Source organism: Acrocarpospora corrugata, from assembly GCF_009687845.1.
Taxonomy (GTDB): Bacteria; Actinomycetota; Actinomycetes; order Streptosporangiales; family Streptosporangiaceae; genus Acrocarpospora; species Acrocarpospora corrugata.
Window position 1 is genome coordinate 94,644 of record NZ_BLAD01000046.1, and the last position, 25,300, is coordinate 119,943.

The following is a 25,300-nucleotide window of genomic DNA, read 5'->3' on the forward strand; positions in this document are numbered from 1 at the left end:
TCGGGCCGTTTCGCCCAACTGCGCCAACGCCGCCCCGCGATCACCATCCGATGAAACGTTCATCGCACCCGATCCGCGAATCCCACCAGCCGGGAGATAGGGCGACGCCCCCACAAACCCTGGGCCGCCATCACCCGCTTGCAACTTATCCGGTTCAGTGTTAGATCTCACTAAATCCGAAAATATCGAACAAAAGCCGACGGCCCCCGCGTGACCTGACCCCACGTTTCCCTGGCAGATCGGAGATCCCGGCATGCGACGTATGCCCGTTGTCGCCTGTGCGCTGCTCCTCGCCGCCCTCGGCGCCGGCTGCGCCACGGGCAGCACGACCGAGACCCAGCAGGCCGACACCTCCGCCCCGGCCACGATCAGCTACTGGTCGACCGGCGGCGACGACGAGACGGCGATTTTCCAGAAGGCCGCCGACCTGTACAGGAAGTCCCACCCGAACGTCACCATCAAGGTCCAGACGCTCTCCTGGGACGACGCGTACGCGAAACTGCTCGCCGCGTCCACGGCCCGCAGCGGCCCCGACATCATCTCCGGCGGCATGACCTGGACGATCCAGTTCGGCGCCAAGGGCGGCATGGTCGACCTGCGCAAATACGGCGTCGACACGACCCTGAAGGCGCAGGCGCTGCCCGCCCAGTGGGACTCCGCGATCTCCCCCGACGGCACGGTCTACGGCGTCCCGCTGGACATGTCCACGGTGGCGATCTACTACCGTACCGACCTGTTCGAGAAGGCCGGGATCACCAGCTTCCCGAAGACGTGGGACGAGCTGACGGCCGCGATGGACAAGCTCAAGGCGTCCGGCGTGAAGCAGCCGTTCAGCATGGACTGGGGCAATCTCGACTGGATCGGCTACTTCAACTTCCTGTACCAGGCCGGCGGGACGTTCTACACCCCTGACTGCAAACCCTCCCTGAACACCCCGGCCGCCGAGCGGGCCCTGGCGTACTGGGTGGATCTCTACCAGAAGTACGGCGCGCCGACCGACACCGTGGCCGCCGGGAACGCGCTGGCCACCGGGACCGCGATGGTGTCCGGCGGGAACTGGGTGGCCAAGGGCATCGACCTGGACTTCCCGGACCTGAAGGGCAAGTGGGCGATGGCCCCGCTGCCCGCCGGCCCGGCCGGGCCGACCACGTTCGTGGGCGGGCGCGCGATCGGCGTCACCTCCTACAGCAAGCACGCCGAGCAGTCGGCCGACTTCATCAAGTTCATGTACACCGACGAGGCGATCGCCACGATGGTCGCGGAGGGCAAGAACCGGAATCTGCCCTACATCCCGCCGCGCCCCGATCTGATCCCGTCCTCGACGTTCACGCCCGAGCAGTCGGCGGTCTTCGCCGAGTCCATCAGGACCGGCGTTTCGGCGCCCGGCTGCCCCGGCTGGGACGAGAGCGCGCCCGACGTCAGCAAGCAACTCCAGTCGGCCATCCTCGGCAAGGCCGACACGAAGACCGCGCTGGCGGAAGCGGCGAAGATCATGGAGCGCAACGCCGGTTGACGCTAGCGAGCGGACGGGTTCCAGGGCCGGGCCCACGGCCCTGGAACCCGAAAGATGACCCGAGACGATGGGAGGACTGATGCGGGACCGGCTTCGGCGCAACCTCACGTCCTACGTGATGCTGGTGCCGTTTCTTGGACTGTTCCTGGGGTTTCTGGTCTGGCCGCTGGCCAATTCGCTCTACCTGAGTTTCACCGACTTCAACGGCGTGAACGTCCCGGAGTTCACCGGATTGCAGAACTTCCGGCGGCTCCTGTTCGAGGACGACCGCTTCCGGCACGCCCTGATGAACACGTTCGTCTACGTGATCGCCGCGGTCGGCCTCGGCACCCTGTTCTCCCTGGCCCTGGCGCTGGCGTTCAGCGGCTCCAGCTGGCCGCACCGCATCATGCGGACGATCTTCTTCCTGCCGTCGGTGACCTCGTCCATCGCCCTCATGCTGCTCTGGAAGTGGATCTTCAACCCCGGCGATTTCGGACTGGCCAACACCGTCATCGGCCGGCTCGGCCTGGACACCGTCGAATGGCTGGCCAACCCCTCGCTGACCATCCCGATCCTGGTCCTGATGTCGGTCTGGGGCGGCATGGGCTACGGCATGATCCTGTACGTCGCCGGCCTGAACTCCATCCCGCACGAGTACTACGAGGCCGCCCGCATCGACGGCGCCACCACCTGGAACCAGTTCCGCTACATCACGCTGCCGATGCTGCGCCCGGTCACCACCTACGTGGTGGTGACCGGCCTGATCACGGCCTTCCAGGTGTTCGAGGCGGTCTACATCGTCTTCCGCGGCACCAACAACATCGGCGGCGTCCTCGACTCCGGCCTGATGATCGTCCCGTACCTGTACGACCAGGGTTTCACCCACTTCAAGCTCGGTTACGCCTCCGCCGTCGCCTGGGTCCTGTTCCTGATCATTTTCGTGCTGAGCCTGGTCAACCTGCGCCTCGGCCGCGCGGTGAAGGAGCTCTGATGGCGACCTCACGCAACGGCCACCTGCTCAGGCTGCCCTTCTACCTGCTGTCCCTGACGATGATCGCGCCGTTCTACTGGATGGTCATCAGCGTGCTCAAGCCGTACTCGGAGCTGACCAGGCAGCCGCCGTCCTTCATCCCGGACACGCCCTCGCTGACCAATTTCTACGACCCGGCGTGGACCCCGGACCAGGTCAATCCCGGCCACCAGCAGGGGCTCTTCCAGCGCTACCAGGTGGATTTCGGGTTCTGGCGGTTCATGCTGAACAGCGTCTTCATCACCACGACGATCACCGTGGGCTCGCTGCTGATCGCCTCACTCGCCGCCTACGTGCTGACGAAACACCGCATCCGGGGCAGACGCGTGCTCTTCCTCATGATCATCGCCTCGATGATGGTCCCCTGGCAGACCACCCTCGTCCCGAACTACGTGATCATGCGCAATCTGGACTGGCTGGACACCTACCAGGGCTACATCATCCCGGCCCTGGCCAAGGCGTTCGTCCTGTTCTTCCTGGTGCAGTTCCTGCATTCGATCCCGGACGAGCTGATCCAGGCGGCCCGGGTGGACGGCGCCGGCGAATGGCGCATCTGGTGGCAGATCGTGTTGCCGCTCCTGCGCCCGGCCCTGGCCGCGATGTCCATCTTCATCGTGCTCTGGGAGTGGAACAACTTCCTCTGGCCGCTGATCATCGTCCAGAGCGACGAGATGGCCAACGTGCCCGTCGCGCTGGCCCGCCTCAACTCCTACTTCTCCGGCGCCCAGCACCAGGGCGCCATCATGGCGGGCGGCCTGCTCGCCTCGATCCCGACGATCGTCTTCTTCCTGATCTTCCAGCGCTACTTCACCCGCGGCATCGTCCTCAGCGGCGTCAAGGGGTGAAACGCGAGACGCTCCCACGGAAACCCGTGGGAGCGTCTCGGCGACGTGCTAGTGATCAGCGGCCGTAACGGCTGCCCGTGTGCCCGCCCTGGCGGAACCCGCCGCCGGTACGGGGACGGAAGCCGCCACTGCGCTGCTCGGCCGGACGGCCCTCACGCGACTCGGGACGAACTTCGCCGTTCCGCGACTCGGTGCGGGGACGCTCCCCGCCCTGGTAGGAGGAGGTGCCCCGGTTGTCACCGTTGCCCCGGTATCCGCCACGGTCGCCCCGGTCCTCGAACCGGCGCGCGCCATCCCGCTCGCCGGCGAACGGACGCCCCCGGCCCGCGGGCCGGTCGGCGTTGAACGGCCGGTTGTTGTTGTACGGGCGGTCGCCCACGGCGGGACGCTCCTGCCGGTCGTAGGCCGGCCGGTCGTTGCTGACCCGGCGGTCGTCCCGGTTGTAGGAACGCCCGTAGGACCCACTCGGACGCTCGCCGTTACGGTCGGCGGGCCGGTCGTTGGTGCGGTCGGCGGGCCGGTCGTAGGAGCGGCCGTTCTCGCGCGGCCGGTCGCCGCCGAACGTGCGCGGCCCCCGGTCGTCACGGTACTGGCCGCGAGGGGCCCCCTGGGTGTTGTCGCGGCGCGGAGCCGCGCCGTCCTCGGCCGGGCGGCGGTGGAAGTCGTCACGGTCCGGGCGGTCCGTGCGGTTCCGGTCGCCGAACCGGCGCGGACGCCGCTCGCCGTCGCCGAAGCCGCCACGCGGGCCGCGGTCGGGCTTGGCCCGCAGCGGCTTGCGCACGTCCGGCTCCCACACGGGGATGGACTCGCCGGAAGGCTGCTGCGCGCCGGCGATCTCCGCCAGCACCGGGTCGCCCGGCGTCACCTTGTGCCGCGACGGGTTGATGCCGGCCCGGCGCGCCATCGCGTCGGTGGTCCGGCGCTCGTTCGGCATGACCAGCGTGACCACCGAGCCACGCTCGCCGGCGCGAGCCGTACGGCCGCCCCGGTGCAGGTAGCTCTTGTGGTCGGCCGGCGGGTCGATGTGCAGCACCAGGGTCACGTCGTCGACGTGGATCCCGCGGGCCGCGACGTCGGTGCAGACCAGGACCTGGACGTTGCCCTCGCGGAACTCGCCGAGGATCCTGGTGCGCTGGTTCTGGCGCTTGCCGCCGTGCAGGCCACCGGCCTTGACGCCGACCCGGGCGAGCTGCTTGACCACCCGGTCCACCCCGTGCTGGGTGCGGACGAACATGATCGTACGGCCTTCGCGGGCGGCGATCTCAGCAGTGACGTCCGGCTTGTCGTGGAAGGTGACCTGGAACAGGTGGTGTTCCATCAGCTCGACCGAGGAGGTGGCCGGGGAGAGCGAGTGGGTCACCGGGTTGGTGAGGAAGCGGCGGACGAGCTTGTCCACGTCCCCGTCGAGGGTCGCCGAGAACAGCAGGCGCTGCCCGTCGGCGGGAGTCTCATCCAGGATCGCGCTGACCACCGGGAAGAAGCCGAGGTCACACATGTGGTCGGCCTCGTCCAGGATGCTCACCTGAACATCCTCAAGGGAGCATTCGCCCTGCTCCATCAGGTCGGTCAACCGGCCGGGCGTGGCCACGACGACCTCGACGCCGCGGCGCAGCGCCTCGATCTGCTTGCCCATGGACATGCCGCCGACGACGGTCTTCATCCGCAGGCCGAGGCCGCGGCCGAGCGGTTCAAGGGCATCCGCGACCTGGAGTGCCAGCTCACGGGTGGGCACCAGGATGATCGCCTTGGGACGGCGCGGGCGCGCCTTGTCCCCCGCGATCCTGGTCATCATCGGCAGGCCGAAGGCGAGGGTCTTGCCGGAGCCGGTCTGGCCACGGCCGAGCACATCGCTCCCGGCGAGAATGTCGGGGATGGCCGCCCGCTGGATGGGGAACGGCGCCAAGATGCCCGCGCGGGCGAGGCCGGTGACGAGCGGCTTCGGCAATCCGAGCAGGGTGAACTCCGAAACCGCCGGCTGTTCGGCGGTTTCGGCGCGGTCAGCGTCGAGGACAACGGGCATAGCGGGGTCAAGCGTGGTCACGAAGTCGTGCCTTTCCATAGAAGATGACGTGCCGCAGCACGGGCGTGGGCGCGTCACTTCTGCGTAAGGACGAGCCGGGTGTCCGGACGGCCTGAGGCCGTAACCGGATAGGCACCCCTTTCAGGTGCCGGACGGTGCCGGTTCTGCGCACCGCCCCTGAGGCCGGGGATCCGTCCCCGGCCACGTCGCCGCCACGTCAGCGTGGCGCGAAGTCTGCTCAGCAGTGTGCAGGTGCCGCGGTTCACAGTCGCGGCGCGTGGTCACAAATCGTGACCGACCCAGCGGCCTTTGAAGGCCGGAGTCCGACCCATCTTACCCTGGATTTCGGACCACCATGAACATCAAACGTTGAAGCCCAGCATCCGCAGCTGGTCCCGGCCCTCATCGGTGATCTTGTCGGGCCCCCACGGCGGCAGCCAGACCCAGTTGATGACCACGCCGGAGGCCATGTCGGCCAGGGCCGAGTTGGCCTGCTCCTCGATGACGTCGGTGAGCGGGCAGGCCGCGCTGGTGAGCGTCATGTCGATGGTGACGATCGGCCGGTCGCCCTCGGCGGCCGGGTCCAGGTTGAGGCCGTAGATCAGGCCCAGGTCCACGACGTTGATCCCGAGCTCGGGGTCGACGACGTCCTTCAGCGCCTCCATCACGTCGTCCAGCGCCAGATCACCGTCATAGGTCGCCGCGGTGGGCGTCTCAGTGGGCTTGCTCATCAGGAACTCCTCACCACAGCGTCCTTGTATGCCATCCAGGCCAGCAGCGCGCACTTCACCCGCGCCGGGAACTTCGCCACCCCGGCGAACGCGATCGCGTCGCCGAGCACCTCTTCGTCGGCTTCGACCTTGCCCCGGCCCTGCATGAGCCGGGTGAACTCGTCGACCACCGTGAGCGACTCCGTCACGGTGGCCCCCGCGGTCAGCTCGTGCAGCACCGACGCGGCGGCCTGGCTGATCGAGCAGCCCTGCCCTTCGTATGACACGTCGGCGACCTTGCCCGACTCCACCTTGACCCGCAGCGTGATCTCGTCACCACAGGTCGGGTTCACGTGGTGAACCTCGGTGTCGTACGGCTCCCGCAGGCCACGCCCCTGCGGGTGCTTGTAATGCTCCAGGATCAGCTCCTGGTACATCGATTCCGTGATCATTCAAACACTTTCTGCACATGACGGAGCCCGCGAACCAGGGCGTCGATCTCGTCGGTGGTGTTGTAAAGGTACAACGAGGCCCGCGTCGTGGCCGGGATCCCGAACCGCAGATGCAGCGGCCGCGCGCAATGGTGCCCTACCCGTACGGCGATGCCGAACACATCATCGAGGACTTGCCCCACATCGTGCGGATGAATATCCATTCCGCCCGATGTCTTCAACGTGAACGACACCGTGCCCCCGCGCGCCACCAGCGTGCGCGGACCAATCACCTGCAATCCCGAGATTTCCTGCAATGCCTCCAACGCGTACCCGGTCAGATGCTGTTCCCACGCCTTGATCTCGGGCATCCCGATCTCGGACAGGTAGTCCACCGCCGCGCCCAGCCCGACCGCCTCCACGATCGGCGGCGTCCCGGCCTCAAATTTGTGCGGCAGCGGCGCGTAGGTCGAGTGGTCCATCCAGACCGCCTCGATCATCTCGCCGCCGCCCAGGAACGGCGGCATCGCGTTCAGCAGCTCGGACTTGCCCCAGAGCACCCCGATCCCAGAGGGACCGACCATCTTGTGCCCGGTGAAGGCGATGAAGTCCACCCCGAGCTCGGCCACGTCCACCTTCTTGTGCGGCACGGCCTGGGAGGAGTCGAGCAGGACCAGCGCGCCCACCTGGCGGGCCCTGGCCAAGATGGGCGAGATCGAGTTGACCGTGCCCAGCACGTTGGACTGGTGCGCGAACGCGACGATCTTCGTCCGCTCGTTGACCAGTTCGTCCAGGTTCGACAGGTCCAGCCGGCCCTCGTCGGTGACGCCGAACCAGCGCAGCGTGGCGCCGCTGCGCTGGGCCGCGAACTGCCACGGCACGATGTTGGAGTGGTGCTCCATCTCGGTGATGACGATCTCGTCACCGGGGGCGAGCCGGAACCGCTCGTCGGTGTTCAGCGGGTTGCCGAAGGCGTACGCGACCAGGTTGATGGCCTCGGAGGCGTTCTTGGTGAAGATCACCTCGTCCCGCGAGGGCGCGCCGACGAAGGCGGCGACCTTGTCGCGGGCGTCCTCGTACGCCTCGGTGGACTCGGCGCCCAGCGCGTGGTGGGCCCGCCCGACGTTGCTGTAGTGCATCGTCAGGTGTTCCCGCATCGCCTCGATCACCTGGACCGGCTTCTGCGAGGAGTTGCCGGAGTCCAGGTAGATCAGCGGCCGCCCGCCGGGCAGCTCGCGGGACAGGACCGGGAAGTCCTTCCTGATCCGCTCCACATCAAGACCGCTCATCAGTGCGCGGCCTTCGTGTACGCCTCGTAGCCCTCGTCCTCCAGCTTCTCGGCCAGCTCGGCACCGCCCTCTTCGACGATCCGGCCGGCGGAGAAGACGTGCACGAAGTCGGGCTTCACGTAGCGCAGGATCCGGGTGTAGTGCGTGATCAGCAGCACGCCGGTGTCGCCGCTCTCGCGGAACCGGTTGATGCCCTCGGAGACCACCCGCAGCGCGTCCACGTCCAGGCCCGAGTCGGTCTCGTCCAGCACGGCGATCTTCGGCTTGAGCAGCTCCAGCTGGAGGATCTCGTGCCGCTTCTTCTCACCGCCGGAGAAGCCCTCGTTGGTGTTGCGGGTCGCGAACGAGCTGTCGATGGCCAGCGCGTCCATGCCCTTCTTCAGGTCCTTGGCGAACTCGCGCAGCTTGGGGGCCTCGCCGCGGACGGCCGTGACGGCGCTGCGCAGGAAGTTGGAGACCGACACGCCGGGCACCTCGACGGGGTACTGCATGGCCAGGAACAGCCCGGCCCGCGCCCGCTCGTCGACGGTCATGTCCAGCAGGTCCTCGCCGTCCAGCAGGACCCGGCCCGAGGTGATCGTGTACTTGGGGTGGCCCGCGATGGCGTAGGCGAGGGTGGACTTGCCGGAGCCGTTGGGGCCCATGATGGCGTGCGTCTCACCGGAGCGGACGACCAGGTCGACCCCCTTGAGGATCTCCTTGTCGCCGACGGAGACGTGCAGGTCGTGAATCTCAAGCGTGGACACGGTTATGACTCCTTCGAGAGCGAGACATACACGTCGTCGCCGTCGATCTTGACTCGGTAGGTGGGGACGGGCTTGGTGGCCGGCGGACCGGTCGGCTTGCCGGTGGCCACATCGAAGCAAGAGCCGTGCAGCCAGCATTCGAGGGTGCCCTGGTAGACGTCGCCCTCGCTCAGCTTGACCTCGGCGTGCGAGCAGACGTCGCGGAGCGCGAACACCCCGTCGCCGGAGCGCACCAGCGCGACGGGCGTGCCGTCGACCTCGACGGGGATGACCCCTTCAGCCGGGATGTCGCCCAGCTTGCAGACTTTTTCGAACGTCATCGGGAGAGCTCCGCCTCCACCGCCGCGAGCACCCGCTCCTGGATCTCGGGCACCTGGATGCGCTCGATCAGCTCGTTGAAGAAGCCGTGCACGACCAGCCGCCGCGCCTCCTTCTCGGGGATGCCGCGCGCCTGCAGGTAGAACAGGTGCTCGTCGTCGAGCCGGCCGGACGCGGAGGCGTGCCCCGCGCCGGTGATCTCACCGGTGAGGATCTCCAGGTTCGGCACCGAGTCCGCCCGGGCCCCGTCGGTGAGCAGCAGGTTGCGGTTGAGCTCGTAGGTGTCGGTCCCGGTGGCCTCGGCGCGGATGATGACGTCGCCGATCCAGACGGTGTGGGAGTCGTTGCCCTGCAGGCCGCCCTTGTAGATCACGTTGCTGCGGCAGTCGGGCACGCTGTGGTCCACCAGGAGCCGGTGTTCCTGGTGCTGCCCGGTGTCGGCGAAGTAGAGGCCGATCAGCTCGGCGTCACCGCCGGGCCCCGCGTAGGAGACCCGCGGGGAGAGCCGGACCAGGTCGCCGCCGAGGGTGACCACGATCGACTTGAAGGTGGCGTCCCGGCCGACCAGCGCGGTGTGCTGGGCCAGGTGCACCGCGTCCCGCTCGCCGTCCTGCACGGCCACGAAGGTGACCTTCGCGCCGTCCCCGACCAGGAACTCGACGTTCCCGGCCCGGACCCCGGTCCCGGTGTGGGTGATCACGACGACGACCTCGGCCATCGCCTTGACGTCCACCACCAGGTGGGTGAAGAGCGTGCCGCCCTGGCCGTGCACGTCGATCCTGATCGGCTCGCCGACCACGGCCTCGCGCGGCACGGTGATCACGGTCGCCTTCTCGAACGACGCGTACGCCTGCGCCGCCACCCGGTCGGACGGCTTGCCGGCCTTGCCCACCCGGGGGTCCCCACGGCCGACCAGTTCGGAACCGATCCCCTCGGGGAGGAAGAGTTCCACCTTGTCGGTGCCGTCGGCGACGGCGGACCCGTCGTGCAGGCCCTTCAGCCGGGACAGCGGGGTGAACCGCCACTCCTCTTCCCGGCCGGTGGGGACCGGGAAATCGGCGAGGTCGTATGAGGCCTTCTCGTGGAGGGTCACGAGAGGCTTGGTCTCCAGGCCCATCGTCAGCCCACCGCTCCTTCCATCTGGAGTTCGATGAGCCGGTTGAGCTCCAGCGCGTACTCCATCGGGAGTTCCCGCGCGATCGGCTCGACGAAGCCCCGGACGATCATCGCCATCGCCTCGTCCTCGCCCAGGCCGCGGCTCATCAGGTAGAAGAGCTGGTCCTCGGAGACCTTGGAGACGGTGGCCTCGTGGCCCATGGAGACGTCGTCCTCGCGGACGTCCACGTACGGATAGGTGTCGGAGCGGCTGATCTGGTCGACCAGCAGCGCGTCGCACTTCACCGTCGACGCCGACCCGTGCGCGCCCTCCTCGATCTGCACCAGGCCGCGGTACGACGTGCGCCCGCCGCCCCGCGCCACCGACTTGGAGATGATGGTGGAGGAGGTGTTCGGCGCGAGGTGCACCATCTTCGCCCCGGCGTCCTGGTGCTGGCCCTCGCCCGCGAACGCGACCGACAGGGTCTCGCCCTTGGCGTGCTCGCCCATCAGGTAGACGGCCGGGTACTTCATGGTGACCTTGGAGCCGATGTTGCCGTCGATCCACTCCATGGTCGCGCCCTCGTACGCCACGGCGCGCTTGGTGACCAGGTTGTAGACGTTGTTCGACCAGTTCTGGATGGTCGTGTACCGGCAGCGCGCGCCCTTCTTCACGATGATCTCCACGACCGCGGAGTGCAGCGAGTCGGAGGAGTAGATCGGCGCGGTGCAGCCCTCGACGTAGTGCACGTACGAGTTCTCGTCGACGATGATCAGGGTGCGCTCGAACTGGCCCATGTTCTCGGTGTTGATCCGGAAGTAGGCCTGCAGCGGGATCTCCACGTTGACGTTCGGCGGCACGTAGATGAAGGAGCCGCCGGACCAGGTCGCCGTGTTGAGCGCGGCGAACTTGTTGTCGCCGACCGGGATGACCGAGCCGAAGTACTCCCTGAAGAGCTCCTCGTGCTCGCGCAGGCCGGTGTCGGTGTCGACGAAGATGACACCCTTCTCCTCAAGGTCCTCGCGGATCTTGTGGTAGACCACCTCGGACTCGTACTGCGCGGCGACGCCCGCGATGAGGCGCTGCTTCTCCGCCTCCGGGATGCCGAGCCGGTCGTAGGTGTTCCTGATGTCGTCGGGCAGCTCGTCCCAGGACGCGGCCTGCTTCTCGGTCGAGCGGACGAAGTACTTGATGTTGTCGAAATCGATGCCGGTCAGGTCGGAGCCCCAGGTGGGCATGGGCTTCCTGCCGAACAGCCGCAGGCCCTTCAGCCGCAGGTCGAGCATCCACTCCGGCTCGTTCTTGAGCCCGGAGATGTTGCGGACGACGTCCTCGGAAAGGCCACGGCGCGCCGTGGATCCCGCGGCGTCCGAGTCGGACCAGCCGAACTTATAGTTCCCGAGGCCTTCCAGCTCCGGGCGGTCGGTGACAGTCACCTTCCGGACTCCTTGCTCTCTCTGTGGTGTCTGGGGCTTACGTGCGTGGTGCAGATGCCGTCGCCGTGGGCGATGGTGGCCAGCCGCTGCACGGGCGTGCCGAGCAGTTGCCCGAACGCCTCGGTCTCGGCCTCGCACAGCTGGGGAAACGCCGCGGCCACGTGCGCGACCGGGCAGTGGTGCTGGCACAGCTGCTCCCCGCCGGTGCCGGTCTTGCTCGCCGAGGCGGCGTAGCCGTCGGCGGACAGTGCCTCGGCCAGGACCCGCAGCCGCTGGTCCTCCGGCACCTCGCGCATAATGGGCGTGAGGCGCGAGACCAGGGCCGATACCTGTGACCTGGCGAAGTCCGCGACGGCTTCGTCGCCGAGGCGGTCGGCCAGGAAGCGCAGCGCGCTCCCGGCCAGGTCGTCATAGGCGTGCTCGAAGGCGCTGCGGCCGGCGTCGGTGATGCCGAACAGCTTGGCCGGGCGGCCCCGGCCGCGCTGGCCGCGCTGCCGTGCCGTCCGCGGCTCGATCATGCCTTCGGTCAGGAGTGCGTCGAGATGGCGGCGGACGGCGGCGGGGGTGAGCCCGAGCCGTTCGCCGAGCGCGGCGGCGGTCACCGGGCCGTGCTCCAGGATGAGCCGGGCGACGCGGGCACGGGTCCCGCGCTCGGCCGGCGGCACCGCGGAAGCCCGCGAGGCCGCGCTCTCCCTGGTGTTCACCGTCCCGGTCACGTATTTCACAACATCAGTGTGCCGTAATTCCTTCCCCCACCACAAACGGAAGCCGAAACACGGGAAATGGAATTTGTCACGCAGGTTAGCCTTACCTAACCTGCGGAAACGCGCTCCGGACGTGGCGACGGGCCGGAAACGTTCAAGGTCCCGGCCCGCCGTTTTCCGCTATGCCCGCTCCCACGCGGCGAATGACGCGCCGTGCGGGTCGGCGAATACCGCGAACCTCCCCATATTCGGGACGGTCTTCGGCCCGTAGAGCTGCCGGGCGCCGAGGCCGCGCGCCTGCTCCATGGTGGCGTCCAGGTTGGCGGTGCCGAAGTAGACCAGCCAGTGCGGCGGCACGTTCGACGGGAAGCTGTCGTCCATCTGCATCATCCCGGCGATCGTCTCGCCCGCCATCGTGAACGTGGTGTACGGCTTCTGGCCCATCTTGTGGGTGTCGGCGCCCCAGCCGAACACGCGGTGGTAGAAGCGCATGGCCGACTCCCCGTCCCGGGTCAGCAGCTCCACCCAGTTGAGCGTGCCCGGCTCCCCGGCCAGCTGGGCGCCGGGGTGGCGGTCGGACTGCCAGACGCTGACGTACGCGCCGGTCGGGTCCTGGAAGACGGCCATGGTGCCCTCGTTCATGATCTCCATGGGTTCCATCACGACCGTGCCGTCGGCCTCCCGGACCGCCTGCGCGGTCTTCGCGGCGTCCTCGGTGGCGAAGTAGGTGTTCCAGGTGGTGCGCTGTCCTTCCATCATCGTGGGGCCGATCCCGGCCACCGCCTTGCCGTTGCGGCGGAACATGCCGTAGCCACCGCTCTCCGGGCGCTCGTCGTACTCGGGCATCCAGCCGAACATCTGCCCGTAGAAGTCCGTCGAGGCCTTGATGTCAGTGCTGGACAGATCCACCCAGCAGGCCGTCCCCGGCCGATAGCTCGTGAACTCCGCCATGCCGTATCCCCCTTCTCGGTGACACCGGACTCTTAAGCGTTACACGGCTTTTGTCCTGAAATCTGCTGATTTTACGGGATTCCATGCAAGGGTTTACCGGGTACACCGGAGGCGGGAGCGGGCGGGCGACTCCCTAAACTCGTAGACATGATTTCCCCTGCCGTCGAGATCACCGGCCTGGTGAAGCGGTACGGGCGGACCACAGCCGTCGACGGGCTGACCTTGAGGTGCGCTCGTGGCGAGGTGACGGCGATCCTGGGCCCGAACGGGGCGGGGAAGACGTCCACGATCGAGATCTGCGAGGGATTCCTGCGGTTCGACGCCGGCTCGGTGCGGGTCCTCGGCCTGGCGCCGGGCGATCCGGCGCTGCGGGCGCGGGTCGGCGTGATGCCGCAGTCCGGCGGCGTGCCGCAGGCCATCAGGGCGAGCGAATGGCTGCGCCTGGTGTCCAGGTTCCACGCCCATCCGCTGCCGCCCGCCGCGCTGCTGGACCGGCTGGGGCTGACCGAGCACGCGCGCACGCCGTTCCGGCGCCTGTCCGGCGGCCAGCAGCAGCGGCTCTCGCTGGCGGCGGCGGTGATCGGGCGGCCGGAGCTGGTGTTCCTGGACGAGCCGACGGCCGGGCTCGACCCGCAGGCCAGGCACGCCTGCTGGGAGGTGGTCGGCGAGCTCCGCAGCGCGGGGGTCTCGGTGGTGCTGACCACGCACTACATGGACGAGGCGGAGAAGCTGGCCGACCAGGTGGTGATCATCGATCGGGGGCGGGTGGTGGCCGGGGGCAGTCCGGCCACGCTGACCGGCGCGGAGCGCCAGCTCCGGTTCCGGGCCAGACCCGGCCTCAACCTGGACGAGCTGCTGATGGCGCTGCCGCCGGGCAGCGCGGCGAAGGAGTCCCCGGCGGGGCACTACATCATCGAGGGCCTGGTCGATCCGTCGCTGCTGGCCACGGTGACCGCCTGGTGCGCCACCGAGGGCGTGACCACAGAGGATCTCAGCATCGAGCGCCGCACCCTGGAGGACGTGTTCCTCGAACTGACCGGACGGGAACTGCGATGACGACGCTCGACTTCAGCCCCGCGCCCGGGGCCGCGCCGCTGGCCCGGATGGTGGGCGCGCAGGCGGGCGCCGAGATCCGGGCGATGCTGCGCAACGGCGAGCAGCTTTTGCTGACGATGATCATTCCGGTGCTGCTGCTGGTCGGCTTCTCCAAGGCTCCGCTGCTGAACGTGGCCGGGGAGCGGGTGGACTTCGTCGCGCCCGGCGTGCTGGCGCTGGCCATCATGTCCACCGCGTTCACCGGCCAGGCCATCGCGACCGGATTCGAGCGCCGCTACGGCGTGCTCAAACGGCTGGGCGCCACGCCGCTGTCGCGGACCGGCCTGCTGCTGGCCAAGACGCTGGCGGTGCTGGCGGTGGAGGCGCTGCAGGTGGTGGTGCTGGTCCTGGTGGCGCTGGCGCTCGGCTGGTCGCCGGGCGGCAATCCGGTCTGGGCGGCGGTCCTGATCCTGCTGGGCACGGCGGCCTTCAGCGGTCTCGGGCTGCTGATGGCGGGGACGCTGCGCGCGGAGGCGACGCTGGCGGGGGCGAATCTGGTCTATCTGGTCATGCTCGGGCTGGGCGGGGTGGTGCTGCCGCTGTCGACCTATCCCGGATCGATCCGGCCGGTGCTGGAGTTCCTGCCGCTCGGGGCCTTCACCGACGGCATGCGGGCGGTGCTGGCCGAGGGCTCCGGGCTGCCGTGGGGTCCGGTGGCGGTGCTGGCCGCGTGGGCCGTGGTGGCGCTGACGCTGGCGGCCCGGACCTTCCGCTGGGAGTGATCGGCGGGGGGTATTAACCCATTCGCCCCGATTAAGGCGATGGCTCTACGCTTGGGCTGCCCCAGCCTGTTGACGGAGGAGTTGCCCTCGTGACCGCCGAGACCGTTTCCGGGTCCGCACGGCCGTACCGGTTTCGGTTGGGGGCGGGGCTGCGGGCCGCGTCCGACGCCGTGCCGCCGTCGGGGCTGGTGATCCTGGGGATCCTGACGGTGCAGATCGGGGCGGGGCTGGCGAAGAACCTGTTCGCCGTGTTGCCGCCGAGCGCGGTGGTGTTCCTGCGGATCAGCACGAGCGCGCTGGTGCTGGTGGCGCTCGCGCTGCCCCGGCTGCGCGGGCTGAGCCGGCGCGACCTGCTGGTGGGGGCCGCGTTCGGGGTCAGTCTCGGGCTGATGAACCTGTCGTTCTACGAGGCGCTGGCGCGGCTGCCGATGGGGATCGCGGTGGCGATCGAGTTCCTCGGGCCGCTGTCGGTCGCGGTGGTGGCGTCGCGGCGGAAGCTGGACTTCCTCTGGGTGGCGCTGGCCGCGACCGGGATCGCGCTGCTCGCGCCGTGGGGGAAGGCGGCGGGGGCGAGCTGGGTGGGGATCGGGTTCGCGCTGCTGGCCGGGGCGTTCTGGGCGTCCTACATCCTGCTGTCGGCGGCGGTCGGGGGGCGGTTCCCCGGGACGACGGGGCTGTCGTTCGCGATGGTGGTGTCGGTGCTGGTCACCGCGCCGGTGGGGATCACCACGGGGGGCCTGGATCTGCTCTCGCCGGAGATCCTGCTGCTGGGGCTGGGGGTCGGGCTGCTGTCGTCGGTCATTCCGTACACGCTGGAGCTGGAGGCGTTGCGCAGGATGCCGAAGCGGGTGTTCGGCATCCTGATGAGCCTGGAACCGGCGGCGGCCGCGCTGGTCGGGCTGCTGATCCTGGGCGAGATCCTGCACCTGCGCGAGTGGGCGGCGATCGGCTGTGTGGTCATCGCGTCCATCGGGGCGACCAAGGCCTGATCACTCCGGCTTGTTGGCCCAGATCCCCCGGACGTGCTGGATGTGGCCGTGCATGATGTGCTCCGCGGTGGCCCGGTCGCCGCGGATCAGTGCGTCCAGCAGGTCGATGTGCTCGTGCGCCGAGTTGGCCAGCACGCCGCGGTCGGCCAGGCCCTTCAACCCGTAGAGGCGGGCCCGGGCGCGCAGGTCGCGGACCACCTCGACCAGGTGCACGTTGCCGGACATGGCCAGCAGCTCCAGGTGGAAGCTCAGGTCGGCGTTGACGTAAGTGAGCAGGTCGCCTCGGACGGCCGCGGTGACGATCTCGCGGGCCAGCGGCCTGAGCCGCTCGAACTCGGCCGCGCGGGCCGGGTCGGCCAGCCGGGCCACGGTGGGCACCTCGATCAGCTGCCGGAGTTCGGTGATCTCGTCCAGGTCCCGCTCGGACATCTCGGTCACCCGGAAGCCCTTGTTGCGCACCGCCTCGACCAGGCCCTCCTTGGCCAGGTCGAGCATCGCCTCCCGGACCGGGGTGGCGGACACCCCGAACTGGGCGGCCAGCACCGGGGCGGAATAGACCACCCCCGGCCGCATCTCCCCCGCCACGAGGGCCCCCCGCAACGCCTGGGCGACCTGCTCGCGCAGGCTCAGCCGCTCCCCCACCGCCGGCAGGCCGAGCCCTTCAGCTCCCCGAGCCATCCCACTCCCCACTCGCGTACTCCCTGCCAGCATGACATCCGTTCCGGGGCCGGGAATCCGGCTGGATGGCCAAAGGGGGATCGTACCGTTTCGCATCCGGACAATTAGCACCAGGTCGTTAGAGCAAGAATCCCTTTTGGAACGGGTCAAGGGGGTCGAGGAAGTATTGGGCGGTGCCGGTGATCCAGGCGCGGCCGGTGATTTCGGGGATGACGGCCGGGCGGTCGTCGACGGTGGTCTCCCCGGTCAGGCGGCCGGTGAAGCGGGTGCCGATGAAGGATTCGTTGACGAATTCCGTACCGACGGGAAGGTCGCCGCGGGCGTGGAGCTGGGCCATCCTGGCGCTGGTGCCGGTGCCGCACGGGGAGCGGTCGAACCAGCCGGGGTGGATCGCCATGGCGTGGCGGGACAGGCGGGCGTCCGAGCCGGGGGCCAGGAACTGGACGTGGTGGCAGCCCCTGATGCCCGGGTCGAGCGGGTGCACGGGTTCGGGAATCGCGTCCATGATTGCCAGTCCGGCGTCAAGAATCTGCTGTTTGTACGCGCGATCGAACGGAAGTCCGACGGCTTCGATGGGAACTATCGCGTAAAAATTCCCGCCGTAGGCGAGGTCGTAAGGTATTTCGCCATATCCGGTGACTTTTACGGATTGGTCGAGGGCGACGCTGAACGAGGGCACATTCTGGATGGTGACCGACCTCGCGGCTCCGTCCTCAACGGCGACCGAGGCCGTGACCAGTCCCGCCGGGGTGTCCAGCCGGATCACGGTCACCGGCTCGGTCACCTCGACCATCCCCGTCTCGACCAGCACCGTGGCCACGCCGATCGTGCCGTGTCCGCACATCGGCAGGCAGCCGCTCACCTCGATGTACAGCACCCCCCAGTCCGCGTCCTGCCGGGTGGGCGGCTGCAGGATCGCCCCGCTCATCGCCGCGTGCCCGCGCGGCTCGTACATGAGCAGGGTACGGATGTGATCCAGGTTGGCCATGAAATGTTCCCGCCGCTCCGCCATGGTCGCGCCCGGAATCACCCCGACTCCCCCGGTGATGACCCGGGTCGGCATGCCCTCGGTGTGCGAGTCCACCGCGTGGAACACCCGCTTGGTCCGCATCTCAGCTCACCCTCTCCGGGAGCACCCGCTTCGTCGGCATGTCAGCGCAATCCTTCCGCGAGAACTTTCTCGGTGGCGGCCCGCACCGCGACCTCCTGCTCGGGGAGCAGGGGCTGCCTGGGCGGGCGGCAGGTGCCGCCGGTCCGGCCGGCCAGGTCCATGGAGAGTTTGATGGCCTGGACGAACTCGGTCTTGGCGTCCCAGCGGAGCAGGGGGTGCAGGGCACGATACAGCGGCTGCGCGACGTCGAGATCGCCGGCCATGGCGGCCCGGTAGAGGCGCACGGTGGCTTCCGGCAGGGCGTTCGGGTAGCCCGCCACCCAGCCGACCGCGCCGGCCAGGGCCAGTTCGAGGAGCACGTCGTCGGAGCCGACCAGCAGGTCCAGGCCGGGGGCGAGTTCGGCGATCTCGTACGCTCTGCGGACGTCGCCGGTGAACTCCTTGACGGCCACGATCAGGCCCTCGGCGTACAGCTGGGCGAGCAGGGCGGGGGTCAGGTCGATCTTGGTGTCGATCGGGTTGTTGTAGGCGACGATCGGCACGCCGGCCTCCGCGACCAGGCGGTAGTGCTCGATCGCGGCGCGCTCGTCGGCGCGGTAGCTGTTGGGCGGCAGTAGCATGACCGCGCCGCAGCCGGCCTCGCCCGCCTGCTCGGCCCAGCGGCGGGCCTCGTGCGCGCCGTACGCGGCGATGCCCGGCATGACCCGGTCGGCGCCGATGGCCGCGACGGCGGTCTCGACCACTCGGGCGCGTTCGTCGGCGGTGAGCGTCTGGTACTCGCCCAGTGAACCGTTCGGCACGACGCCGTCACAGCCGGAGGCCACCAGCCAGCGGCAGTGCTCGGCGTAGGCGGCGAAATCGACGGACAGATCCGGCTTCAGGGGGAGCGCGGTGGCCACCATCACTCCGCGCCACGGCTTCTCACGCGTCATCGTTCGTACTCCTCAAGGGGTAGGCGGCCAGGTTCTGCAGGCTGATGGGCTGCGCGATCGGGCGGCGCGGCGGCGGCGGATCCTCCCCGGCCAGCCGGGCGACGGCGTACCCGCACATCCGGCCCTGGCACCAGCCCATCCCTGGCCGGGCCAGCAGCTTGAGCGACCGCGTATCGACGGCCCCAAGCGCCTGGGCGTCGCAGATCGCCTGGTACGGAACTTCCTCGCACCGGCACACGATCGTGTCGGCGCGCAGCCGGTCCCGCCAGCCGTCCCGGACCGGGAACACCTCGTGCAGCAGCCGGGCGAACGCGCGCGCCCGCTCCCGGCGCCGCCGCACTCCGTCCGGGAGGGGCGTGCCGGTGATCGAGTGGCCGGCGATGATCCCGTCGAGTTCGGCCAGCTCCGCGCCGCCGACGCCCGTGGTCTCCCCCGCCGCGTGCACGCCGGTGATCGAGGTCCGCATCTGGTCGTCCACCGCGACGATCGCGCTGCCGTCGGAGTCGCGCGTGGTCGCGCAGCCGAGCTGCACGGGCAGGTCGAGCTGCGGGACGAAGCCGTAACCCACCGCGAGCGCGTCGCACTCGATCTCCCGCGTCCTGATCGCCCGCCAGCCGTCATCGATCTTGGCCACGGTGACCTTCGCGAGCTCATCGGCCCCATGGGCCGCGACGACGGCCTGCCCCCGGTGGTACGGCACCCGATAGCGCGCGAGCGTCGCCGCGTAACCCGCGCCTTCCGCGAGTTTCGCCGGATACCGCGCCAGAGCGCCCATCTGGCGAGCGGCCTCGAACACCCCCACGACCCGCGCCCCGGCGGCGGCCAGCCCGGCCGCGACAGGCAGCAGAAAGGGCCCGGTCCCCGCCACCGCGATCCGGCGGCCCGCCACCACGAGATTCCCCTTGAGCAACGCCTGAGCGCCACCGGCGGTCATCACCCCGGGCAGATCCCACCCGGGGAACGGCACCACCCGATCGTGCGCCCCCGTGGCGATCAGCAGCCGCTCACCCGTCAGCGTCCCCCCGTCATGGTGCACGGCGAAGGACGGCTCCACCGCCCAGACCCGGCACCCGAGGTGGAGATCGACCCCTGTCAGGCGGTCACGAAGCCGCAGGAAATCCCGGCGCGGGGCAGGCGCCTGAATGGCCTGCTCGATCGACTGGTCGCGCCCGAGCCGCTCGTGAGTGGGGTCATCCCGCACATTCCCCCCGCCGAGCTCCGGCGGTGGCTGGCGGTGGAACTGTCCGCCGAGTTGTGCGGCGGAGTCGACCAGGGCGACGCGCAGCCCTCCGCGCGCGGCCGTGCCTGCGGCTGCCATCCCGGCAGGACCCGCGCCGATGACGATGAGGTCATATTTCACGAGGTGGTCACCTCATCCCCCGGGCGGGCCACGGTCAGGCAGGCGCGGACGTTGGGCTCGCCGTTGACCGTGAGCAGGCAGTCGAAGCAGACGCCGATGCCGCAGAACAGGCCGCGCGGGCGGCCGTTGATCCTGGTGGTCCGCCAGGAACGGATTCCGGCGGCGTGCAGGGCGGCCCCGATCGTCTGGCCGGGCCGCACCGGGATCGGCCGCCCGGAAAAGACGATCTCGAAACCGCTCATGTGAACCTCTCGGGACGGAACGGGAAGAGGTCGAGATCCAACTGCCCCCCAGACTCGGCCGGTCCAGATCGGCCGTTCGCTCCGGATTTGATTGGTCTGCCCGGCTGGCCGGAATAGCCGGTGACAACGCGGGAGATCAGGAGGCCGGTCGCGGGGGCCAGGCCGATGCCCGCGCCTTCGTGGCCGGTGGCGTGGTAGAGGCCGGGGGCACGGGGGTCGGGGCCGATGACCGGGAGGTGGTCGGGGCAGTAGGGGCGGAAGCCGCAGTAGGCGCGGATGACCTTCCTGGTGGCGAGGGCGGGGAAGAGGGCGACCGCTTGTTCGGCGAGGCGGGCGAGGACCGGGTAGGAGACGGTCCGGTCGTAGCCGACTCTTTCGCGGCTGGCGCCGATGAGGACGGGGCCCGAGGGGGTGCCCTCGACGACCGCGGAGGTTTCCAGGCCCTCGTCTTCGCTGGCGACGTTGGTGACGTACGCGGCGGTGTAGACCTTGTGGTGGATCAGGGGTTCCGGGAGGGGCTCGGTGACGAGGATGAAGCCGCGGCGCGGGAGCACGGGGAGGGGGAGGCCGGCCAGGGCCGCGATGTCGCCCGCCCAGGTTCCCGCCGCGTTGACGACGGCTCCGGCGGGGAGGTCGCCCTCGTCGGTGCGGACTCCGGTGATCCGGTCTCCCGATCGGGTGAAACCGGTCACCCGTACTCCCGTACGGATCTGGGCGCCGGAGGCGTGGAGCAGGCGGGCGGCGGCGAGCATGGGCTGGACCTGGGCGTCCTGCGGGTAGTAGACGCCGCCGGCCAGGCCGCGCGCGATGTTCGGCTCGTATTCCTCCGGCGTGACCACCTCGGCGCGCACCCCGCTGGACTCCTGCTTGGCGGCGAGACCGGTGAGCGCGGTCAGCACCTCGGGGGTCTCCGCGACGACCAGGCCGCCCTTGGGCTCGTACTCGAAGCCGCCGACCTCGGCGGCCAAGTCGGACCAGAGCCCGGCGGACAGCGACGCCAGATCGAGCTCAGGACCGGGCTCCTTGTCGGAGACCAGGACATTGCCCTCTCCGGCCCCCGTGGTCCCGCCCGCGACGGCCCCCTGGTCGACCACGGTGACGCTCAGCCCGGCTCGCGCGGCGTAGTAGGCGCAGGCCGCCCCCACCACCCCCGCCCCGATCACCACGACGTCCGGCATGCAGGTAAAATGTCATATTTCACCATAAGAATGCAAGAGTTCCGCCGCACGTCAGGGGCAAAACCGGGACCGCGCCCCTGGACACCTACGATGTCAGGCGTGAACCTGCGTACACTCCACCACTCTTTCTGGTCGCCCACTCAGCGGAGCATGCGTTCGTGGGCGCTCGCGGCGGTCGTGGTCAACGCGGGCATCACGGTCACCGGCGCGGCCGTCCGGCTGACCGGCTCCGGCCTCGGCTGCCCGACCTGGCCGCGCTGCACCCCGGACAGCTTCGTCCCGGTCGCGCACCCCGAGATCTCCCCGATCAACACCGCGATCGAGTTCGGCAACCGCATGCTGACCTTCCTGGTCCTCGCGGTCGCGATCGCCTGCTTCCTGGCCGCGCTCCGCCTCACCCCGCGCCGCCCCGCCCTGCTCAAACTGGCGATCCTGCAGCCGGCCGGCGTGCTCACCCAGGCCCTGTGGGGCGGCCTGGTGGTCCGCAGCGCGCTCAACCCGGTCACGGTCAGCGTGCACTTCCTGGTCTCCATCGGCATGATCGCCGCCGCCTGCGCCCTGTACGCCCGCTCCGGCGAAGGCGACAACCCCCCGCAGCGCCTGGTCCACCGCGACATCCGCACCCTCGGCTTCGTCCTGACCGGCTCGGTCCTGGCCCTCCTGGTCGCCGGCGTCGTCGTCACCGGCACAGGACCGCACTCGGGCGACGAGGCGGCCTCCCGCTTCTCCTTCGACATCGAGACGGTCGCCCGCGTCCACGCCGACCTGGTCTGGGTCGCCGTCGGCCTCACCGTCGCCCTGGCCTTCGCCCTGCACGTCACCAACGCCCCCGGCCTGGCCCGCCGCGCGGCCCTGATCCTGTTCCTGGTGGAACTGGCCCAGGGCGTCATCGGCTATGTCCAGTATTTCCTGGCCGTCCCCGCCGTCCTGGTCGGCCTCCACGTCCTCGGCTCCACCCTGGTCTGGATCGCCACCCTGCGCGTGGTCTTCCTGCTGCGCGACCGCGGCCCCCTGCCGAACTCCGCCGGCCTGAACGCCGCGGCCGTCAACGCGGGGAAGCGCGTGACATCGCCCTCGTCGCCTTAGCCCTATGATCGCCGCAATAGCTTTTCGCTACTTTGGCGTGGGATTGGGAGAAGGTCGTGGACGACCTCCAGCGGGTTCCGGACGGCATCAACTCACAGGTGCCGAGTTCGGCCCGGGTCTATGACTACCTTCTCGGCGGGAAGGACAACTACGCCGTCGACCGGGCGATCGGGGAGCGGCTGCTGACGGTCGCGCCGGACACCCGTTCGGTCGTCCGGGCCAACCGGGCCTTCCTCGCCCGGGCCGTCCGGCTGCTCGCCGAGCGCGGCGTCACCCAGTTCATCGACCTGGGCACCGGCATCCCCACCTCGCCGAGCGTGCACGAGGTCGCCAGGGAGACCCATCCCGACGCCAGGATCGTGTACGTGGACAACGACCCCCTGGTCAAGGCGCACAACGACGCCCTGCTCGCCACCGACGACGGGGTGATCATCCTGGAGGCCGACATCCGCCGGCCGGAGGACATCGTCGGGCACCCCGACGTGACGAAGCTCATCGACTTCGAGCGGCCGGTCGGCGTGCTCCTGGTCGCCGTCCTGCACTTCGTCTCCGACGTGGAGGGCGCGTACCGGATCCTGTCCGGGCTGCGCGGCAGGATGGCCCCGGGCAGCTACCTGGTGCTCTCGCACAGCAGCTCCGAGAGCGAGCCGGAGGTGCTGGCCCAGCTCCAGGCGTCCACGGCCGGCAGTCCGGCCCAGACCACCTTCCGCTCCCACGAGGAGATCCTCGCCTTCTTCGAGGGCTTCGAGCTGGAGGAGCCGGGGCTGGTCCCCGTCCAGCGGTGGCGTCCGGCCATGGACTCCATCAGCACCCGCCTCATCGTCGAAGGCGCGGTCGCGAAGAGACCATAAGATCTGCCGCCATTTGACCCCTGGCAGAGCCTGCCGCATGCCCGAGATGCGTAGTTTTAGGATCTATGGGCGCTATGACCGGAGACCCGCCGTACCTGCCGATCGGTGAGCACGGGCTCATCGGTGACCTGCGGACGGTCGCCCTGGTGGGCACCAACGGCACGATCGACTGGTACTGCTGTCCGTCCTTCGACGCCCCCAGCGTCTTCGGCTCGCTGCTGGACGCCGCGCGGGGCGGCTCGTTCGAGCTGGCCGCCGACACCCCGGCGGCCACCAAGCAGTTCTACTTCCCCGACACCAATGTCCTGATCACCCGGTTCTCGGCGGCCGACGGCGTGGGCGAGGTGCAGGACTTCATGCCGGTCACCGACGGCCCGCTCGACGGGGCCCGCCACCGGCTGATCCGGCAGGTGACCTGCGTCCGGGGCACCCTCCCGTTCCGCGCCGTGATCGCCCCCCGCTTCGGCTACGCGGCGGAACCGCACACCGCGCGCGTGTCCGGCGACCACGTGATCTTCGAGTCGGAGTCCCTCGCCCTCAGCCTGACCGCCACCGTCCCGATCGAGTGCGACGGCCGCGACGTGACGGCGCGATTCGTGCTCCGGCAGGGCGAACAGGCGGTCTTCGCGCTGGACCAGACCGGCGGCGACGTCCCCCCGCTCACCTGCCCGGTACGGCAGGCCCAGGAGGAGTTCATCGCCACCGTCAGCTACTGGCGGCGCTGGCTGTCGGCCTCCCACTACCGGGGCCGCTGGCGGGAGGTCGTGCACCGCTCCGCCCTCACCCTCAAACTGCTCACCTACGCCCCCAGCGGCGGCATCGTCGCCGCCCCCACCACCAGCCTGCCCGAACAGCTCGGCGGCCCGCGCAACTGGGACTACCGCTACGTGTGGATCCGCGACGCCGCGTTCTGCGTCTACGCGCTGCTCCGGCTGGGCTTCACCGAGGAGGCCGAGGCGTTCATCGGCTTCCTCACCCGCCACGCCATCCTCGACCCCGGCAGCCCCACCGGCCCGCTGCAGATCATGTACGGCATCGACGGCCGCCGCGAACTCCCCGAACGCGAACTCCCGCACCTGGACGGCTACCGCGGCTCGGCGCCCGTACGGGTCGGCAACGCCGCCGCCGGCCAGCTCCAGCTGGACATCTACGGCGCCCTCGTCGACTCCATCTACCTCTACAACAAATGGGGCCAGCCGATCTCCAGCGAGCGCTGGGACGAGCTGTGCGGCATCATCAACTGGGTCGCCCACAACTGGGACCAGCCGGACGAGGGCATCTGGGAGACCCGCGGCGGCCGCAAGAACTTCGTGTACTCCCGGCTGATGTGCTGGGTCGCCATCGAGCGCGCCATCCGGATGGCCACCCAGCGCGGGCTGCCCGCCGATCTCACCTACTGGCAGCGGGTCAGGGACGGGATCTACCGCCAGATCATGCGGCGCGGCTGGTCCGACAAGATGGCCGCCTTCGTCCAGCACTTCGACGACGACGTCCCGGACGCCTCGCTGCTGATGATGCCGCTGGCCAAGTTCGTCTCCCCCACCGACCCGAAGTGGCTGTCCACCCTCGACTCGCTCCGCGAGAAGCTGGTCTCCGACTCGCTGGTCTACCGGTACGACCCGGAGGCCAGCCCCGACGGCCTGCCCGGCCGGGAGGGCACCTTCTCGGTCTGCTCCTTCTGGTACGTCGAGGCGCTGGCCCGGGCCGGCCGCATCGACGAGGCCCGGCTGGCCTTCGAGAAGATGCTCACCTACGCCAACCACGTCGGCCTGTACGCCGAGCAGATCAGCCACACCGGCGAGCAGCTCGGCAACTTCCCGCAGGCCCTCACCCACCTGGCGCTGATCAGCGCGGCCTTCAACCTCGACCACACCCTCGGCTGACCCGCGCGAGGGTGGTACTGGCGTTCCTAGGCAGAACACGGCCAGTCCACCGGGCCTCAGACAGCCTCCGGCGGTGTTTACGTGAGGAGCGGGCGAAAAATG

General features: G+C 69.5%; 25 protein-coding genes. 9 read left to right on the top strand and 16 right to left on the bottom strand.

Annotation, left to right across the window (positions count from 1 at the left end; genetic code table 11):
* Positions 1-253: 253 nt before the first annotated feature.
* From Acor_RS13850 to Acor_RS13860, 3 genes are all read left to right on the top strand, one after another.
* Positions 254-1,513: an extracellular solute-binding protein gene (locus tag Acor_RS13850; protein WP_155337028.1), complete on the top strand. Its 1,260-nt coding sequence runs from the start codon at positions 254-256 to the stop codon at positions 1,511-1,513.
* A gap of 79 nt (positions 1,514-1,592) precedes the next feature.
* Entirely contained in the window at positions 1,593-2,486 is an 894-nt protein-coding gene (locus Acor_RS13855) for a carbohydrate ABC transporter permease (protein WP_170316920.1), read from the top strand.
* Positions 2,486-3,370: a carbohydrate ABC transporter permease gene (locus Acor_RS13860; protein ID WP_155337030.1), complete on the top strand. Its 885-nt coding sequence runs from the start codon at positions 2,486-2,488 to the stop codon at positions 3,368-3,370. The genes Acor_RS13855 and Acor_RS13860 overlap by 1 nt, the downstream gene beginning before the upstream one ends.
* Before the next feature lie 55 nt (positions 3,371-3,425).
* Here Acor_RS13860 and Acor_RS13865 read toward each other — a convergent pair whose 3' ends face one another.
* The 10 genes from Acor_RS13865 to Acor_RS13910 all read right to left on the bottom strand — a co-directional run bounded on the left by Acor_RS13865 (position 3,426) and on the right by Acor_RS13910 (position 13,071).
* Positions 3,426-5,411, bottom strand: a complete 1,986-nt coding sequence (locus tag Acor_RS13865) for a DEAD/DEAH box helicase (RefSeq protein WP_246238635.1) — start codon at positions 5,409-5,411, stop codon at positions 3,426-3,428.
* Positions 5,412-5,752: 341 nt separating this feature from the next.
* Complete coding sequence (locus Acor_RS13870; protein ID WP_155337031.1) at positions 5,753-6,121, bottom strand: metal-sulfur cluster assembly factor; 369 nt, start codon at positions 6,119-6,121, stop codon at positions 5,753-5,755.
* Positions 6,121-6,552 carry a Fe-S cluster assembly sulfur transfer protein SufU gene (gene sufU / locus Acor_RS13875; protein ID WP_155337032.1) on the bottom strand — a complete coding sequence of 144 codons (432 nt, stop codon included), beginning with the start codon at positions 6,550-6,552 and terminating at the stop codon, positions 6,121-6,123. Before sufU ends, Acor_RS13870 begins: the two co-directional genes overlap by 1 nt.
* Positions 6,549-7,820, bottom strand: coding sequence for a cysteine desulfurase (locus Acor_RS13880; RefSeq protein WP_155337033.1), 1,272 nt, complete (start codon positions 7,818-7,820; stop codon positions 6,549-6,551). The genes sufU and Acor_RS13880 overlap by 4 nt, the downstream gene beginning before the upstream one ends.
* Entirely contained in the window at positions 7,820-8,566 is a 747-nt protein-coding gene (sufC, locus tag Acor_RS13885; protein WP_155337034.1) for a Fe-S cluster assembly ATPase SufC, read from the bottom strand. The genes Acor_RS13880 and sufC overlap by 1 nt, the downstream gene beginning before the upstream one ends.
* Positions 8,567-8,568: 2 nt before the next feature.
* On the bottom strand, positions 8,569-8,886 hold the full coding sequence (locus Acor_RS13890; RefSeq protein ID WP_155337035.1) for a Rieske (2Fe-2S) protein: 318 nt from the start codon (positions 8,884-8,886) through the stop codon (positions 8,569-8,571).
* A complete protein-coding gene (gene sufD / locus Acor_RS13895) occupies positions 8,883-10,001 on the bottom strand; it encodes a Fe-S cluster assembly protein SufD (protein WP_155337036.1) in 1,119 nt (372 codons plus the stop codon). The genes Acor_RS13890 and sufD overlap by 4 nt, the downstream gene beginning before the upstream one ends.
* A 2-nt stretch (positions 10,002-10,003) precedes the next feature.
* Entirely contained in the window at positions 10,004-11,416 is a 1,413-nt protein-coding gene (gene sufB / locus Acor_RS13900; RefSeq protein ID WP_155337037.1) for a Fe-S cluster assembly protein SufB, read from the bottom strand.
* A complete protein-coding gene (locus Acor_RS13905; protein WP_155337038.1) occupies positions 11,413-12,141 on the bottom strand; it encodes a helix-turn-helix transcriptional regulator in 729 nt (242 codons plus the stop codon). The genes sufB and Acor_RS13905 overlap by 4 nt, the downstream gene beginning before the upstream one ends.
* A 159-nt stretch (positions 12,142-12,300) precedes the next feature.
* Positions 12,301-13,071: a VOC family protein gene (locus tag Acor_RS13910; RefSeq protein WP_155337039.1), complete on the bottom strand. Its 771-nt coding sequence runs from the start codon at positions 13,069-13,071 to the stop codon at positions 12,301-12,303.
* Between the two features lie 147 nt (positions 13,072-13,218).
* On the opposite strand from Acor_RS13910, the gene Acor_RS13915 reads away from it, so the two are divergent.
* The 3 genes from Acor_RS13915 (at position 13,219) to Acor_RS13925 (ending at position 15,877) form a co-directional block, all read left to right on the top strand.
* Complete coding sequence (locus tag Acor_RS13915) at positions 13,219-14,127, top strand: ABC transporter ATP-binding protein (RefSeq protein ID WP_155337040.1); 909 nt, start codon at positions 13,219-13,221, stop codon at positions 14,125-14,127.
* Entirely contained in the window at positions 14,124-14,888 is a 765-nt protein-coding gene (locus Acor_RS13920) for an ABC transporter permease (protein ID WP_155337041.1), read from the top strand. The genes Acor_RS13915 and Acor_RS13920 overlap by 4 nt, the downstream gene beginning before the upstream one ends.
* Before the next feature lie 89 nt (positions 14,889-14,977).
* Entirely contained in the window at positions 14,978-15,877 is a 900-nt protein-coding gene (locus Acor_RS13925; protein WP_155337042.1) for an EamA family transporter, read from the top strand.
* On the opposite strand, the gene Acor_RS13930 is transcribed toward Acor_RS13925, so the two are convergent.
* The 6 genes from Acor_RS13930 to Acor_RS13955 form a co-directional block, all read right to left on the bottom strand.
* Positions 15,878-16,555: a GntR family transcriptional regulator gene (locus Acor_RS13930; protein ID WP_155337043.1), complete on the bottom strand. Its 678-nt coding sequence runs from the start codon at positions 16,553-16,555 to the stop codon at positions 15,878-15,880.
* A 118-nt stretch (positions 16,556-16,673) separates the two neighbouring features.
* The gene (locus tag Acor_RS13935; RefSeq protein WP_155337044.1) at positions 16,674-17,666 is read right to left on the bottom strand and encodes a proline racemase family protein; all 993 of its coding nucleotides are present in this window, start codon (positions 17,664-17,666) and stop codon (positions 16,674-16,676) included.
* Between the two features lie 41 nt (positions 17,667-17,707).
* A complete protein-coding gene (locus Acor_RS13940) occupies positions 17,708-18,598 on the bottom strand; it encodes a dihydrodipicolinate synthase family protein (protein WP_155337045.1) in 891 nt (296 codons plus the stop codon).
* Positions 18,588-19,958, bottom strand: a complete 1,371-nt coding sequence (locus Acor_RS13945; RefSeq protein ID WP_170316921.1) for an FAD/NAD(P)-dependent oxidoreductase — start codon at positions 19,956-19,958, stop codon at positions 18,588-18,590. The genes Acor_RS13940 and Acor_RS13945 overlap by 11 nt, the downstream gene beginning before the upstream one ends.
* Positions 19,955-20,200, bottom strand: a complete 246-nt coding sequence (locus Acor_RS13950) for a (2Fe-2S)-binding protein (protein WP_155337046.1) — start codon at positions 20,198-20,200, stop codon at positions 19,955-19,957. Before Acor_RS13950 ends, Acor_RS13945 begins: the two co-directional genes overlap by 4 nt.
* Positions 20,197-21,378: an NAD(P)/FAD-dependent oxidoreductase gene (locus tag Acor_RS13955; protein ID WP_155337047.1), complete on the bottom strand. Its 1,182-nt coding sequence runs from the start codon at positions 21,376-21,378 to the stop codon at positions 20,197-20,199. The genes Acor_RS13950 and Acor_RS13955 overlap by 4 nt, the downstream gene beginning before the upstream one ends.
* 90 nt (positions 21,379-21,468) lie before the next feature.
* Between Acor_RS13955 and Acor_RS13960 the strand changes: the two genes are divergently transcribed.
* The 3 genes from Acor_RS13960 (at position 21,469) to Acor_RS13970 (ending at position 25,198) form a co-directional block, all read left to right on the top strand.
* Positions 21,469-22,464 (top strand): COX15/CtaA family protein, encoded by a 996-nt coding sequence (locus tag Acor_RS13960; RefSeq protein ID WP_155337048.1) that lies wholly within the window; start codon positions 21,469-21,471, stop codon positions 22,462-22,464.
* A gap of 56 nt (positions 22,465-22,520) precedes the next feature.
* The gene (locus tag Acor_RS13965; protein WP_155337049.1) at positions 22,521-23,315 is read left to right on the top strand and encodes an SAM-dependent methyltransferase; all 795 of its coding nucleotides are present in this window, start codon (positions 22,521-22,523) and stop codon (positions 23,313-23,315) included.
* A gap of 74 nt (positions 23,316-23,389) precedes the next feature.
* A complete protein-coding gene (locus Acor_RS13970; protein ID WP_155337050.1) occupies positions 23,390-25,198 on the top strand; it encodes a glycoside hydrolase family 15 protein in 1,809 nt (602 codons plus the stop codon).
* The last annotated feature ends 102 nt before the right edge of the window (positions 25,199-25,300 follow it).

Excerpts from the sequence above, each read along its gene's own strand:
- Acor_RS13935 (WP_155337044.1), bottom strand. The coding sequence starts at position 17,666 with ATGCGGACCAAGCGGGTGTTCCACGCGGTGGACTCGCACACCGAGGGC.
- Acor_RS13870 (WP_155337031.1), bottom strand. The coding sequence starts at position 6,121 with ATGAGCAAGCCCACTGAGACGCCCACCGCGGCGACCTATGACGGTGAT.
- Acor_RS13940 (WP_155337045.1), bottom strand. The coding sequence starts at position 18,598 with ATGACGCGTGAGAAGCCGTGGCGCGGAGTGATGGTGGCCACCGCGCTC.
- Acor_RS13890 (WP_155337035.1), bottom strand. The coding sequence starts at position 8,886 with ATGACGTTCGAAAAAGTCTGCAAGCTGGGCGACATCCCGGCTGAAGGG.
- Acor_RS13915 (WP_155337040.1), top strand. The coding sequence starts at position 13,219 with ATGATTTCCCCTGCCGTCGAGATCACCGGCCTGGTGAAGCGGTACGGG.
- Acor_RS13950 (WP_155337046.1), bottom strand. The coding sequence starts at position 20,200 with ATGAGCGGTTTCGAGATCGTCTTTTCCGGGCGGCCGATCCCGGTGCGG.
- sufD (WP_155337036.1), bottom strand. The coding sequence starts at position 10,001 with ATGGGCCTGGAGACCAAGCCTCTCGTGACCCTCCACGAGAAGGCCTCA.
- Acor_RS13880 (WP_155337033.1), bottom strand. The coding sequence starts at position 7,820 with ATGAGCGGTCTTGATGTGGAGCGGATCAGGAAGGACTTCCCGGTCCTG.
- Acor_RS13910 (WP_155337039.1), bottom strand. The coding sequence starts at position 13,071 with ATGGCGGAGTTCACGAGCTATCGGCCGGGGACGGCCTGCTGGGTGGAT.
- Acor_RS13920 (WP_155337041.1), top strand. The coding sequence starts at position 14,124 with ATGACGACGCTCGACTTCAGCCCCGCGCCCGGGGCCGCGCCGCTGGCC.
- Acor_RS13955 (WP_155337047.1), bottom strand. The coding sequence starts at position 21,378 with ATGCCGGACGTCGTGGTGATCGGGGCGGGGGTGGTGGGGGCGGCCTGC.
- Acor_RS13850 (WP_155337028.1), top strand. The coding sequence starts at position 254 with ATGCGACGTATGCCCGTTGTCGCCTGTGCGCTGCTCCTCGCCGCCCTC.
- Acor_RS13930 (WP_155337043.1), bottom strand. The coding sequence starts at position 16,555 with ATGGCTCGGGGAGCTGAAGGGCTCGGCCTGCCGGCGGTGGGGGAGCGG.
- Acor_RS13960 (WP_155337048.1), top strand. The coding sequence starts at position 21,469 with ATGTCAGGCGTGAACCTGCGTACACTCCACCACTCTTTCTGGTCGCCC.
- Acor_RS13970 (WP_155337050.1), top strand. The coding sequence starts at position 23,390 with ATGACCGGAGACCCGCCGTACCTGCCGATCGGTGAGCACGGGCTCATC.
- Acor_RS13860 (WP_155337030.1), top strand. The coding sequence starts at position 2,486 with ATGGCGACCTCACGCAACGGCCACCTGCTCAGGCTGCCCTTCTACCTG.
- Acor_RS13855 (WP_170316920.1), top strand. The coding sequence starts at position 1,593 with ATGCGGGACCGGCTTCGGCGCAACCTCACGTCCTACGTGATGCTGGTG.
- sufU (WP_155337032.1), bottom strand. The coding sequence starts at position 6,552 with ATGATCACGGAATCGATGTACCAGGAGCTGATCCTGGAGCATTACAAG.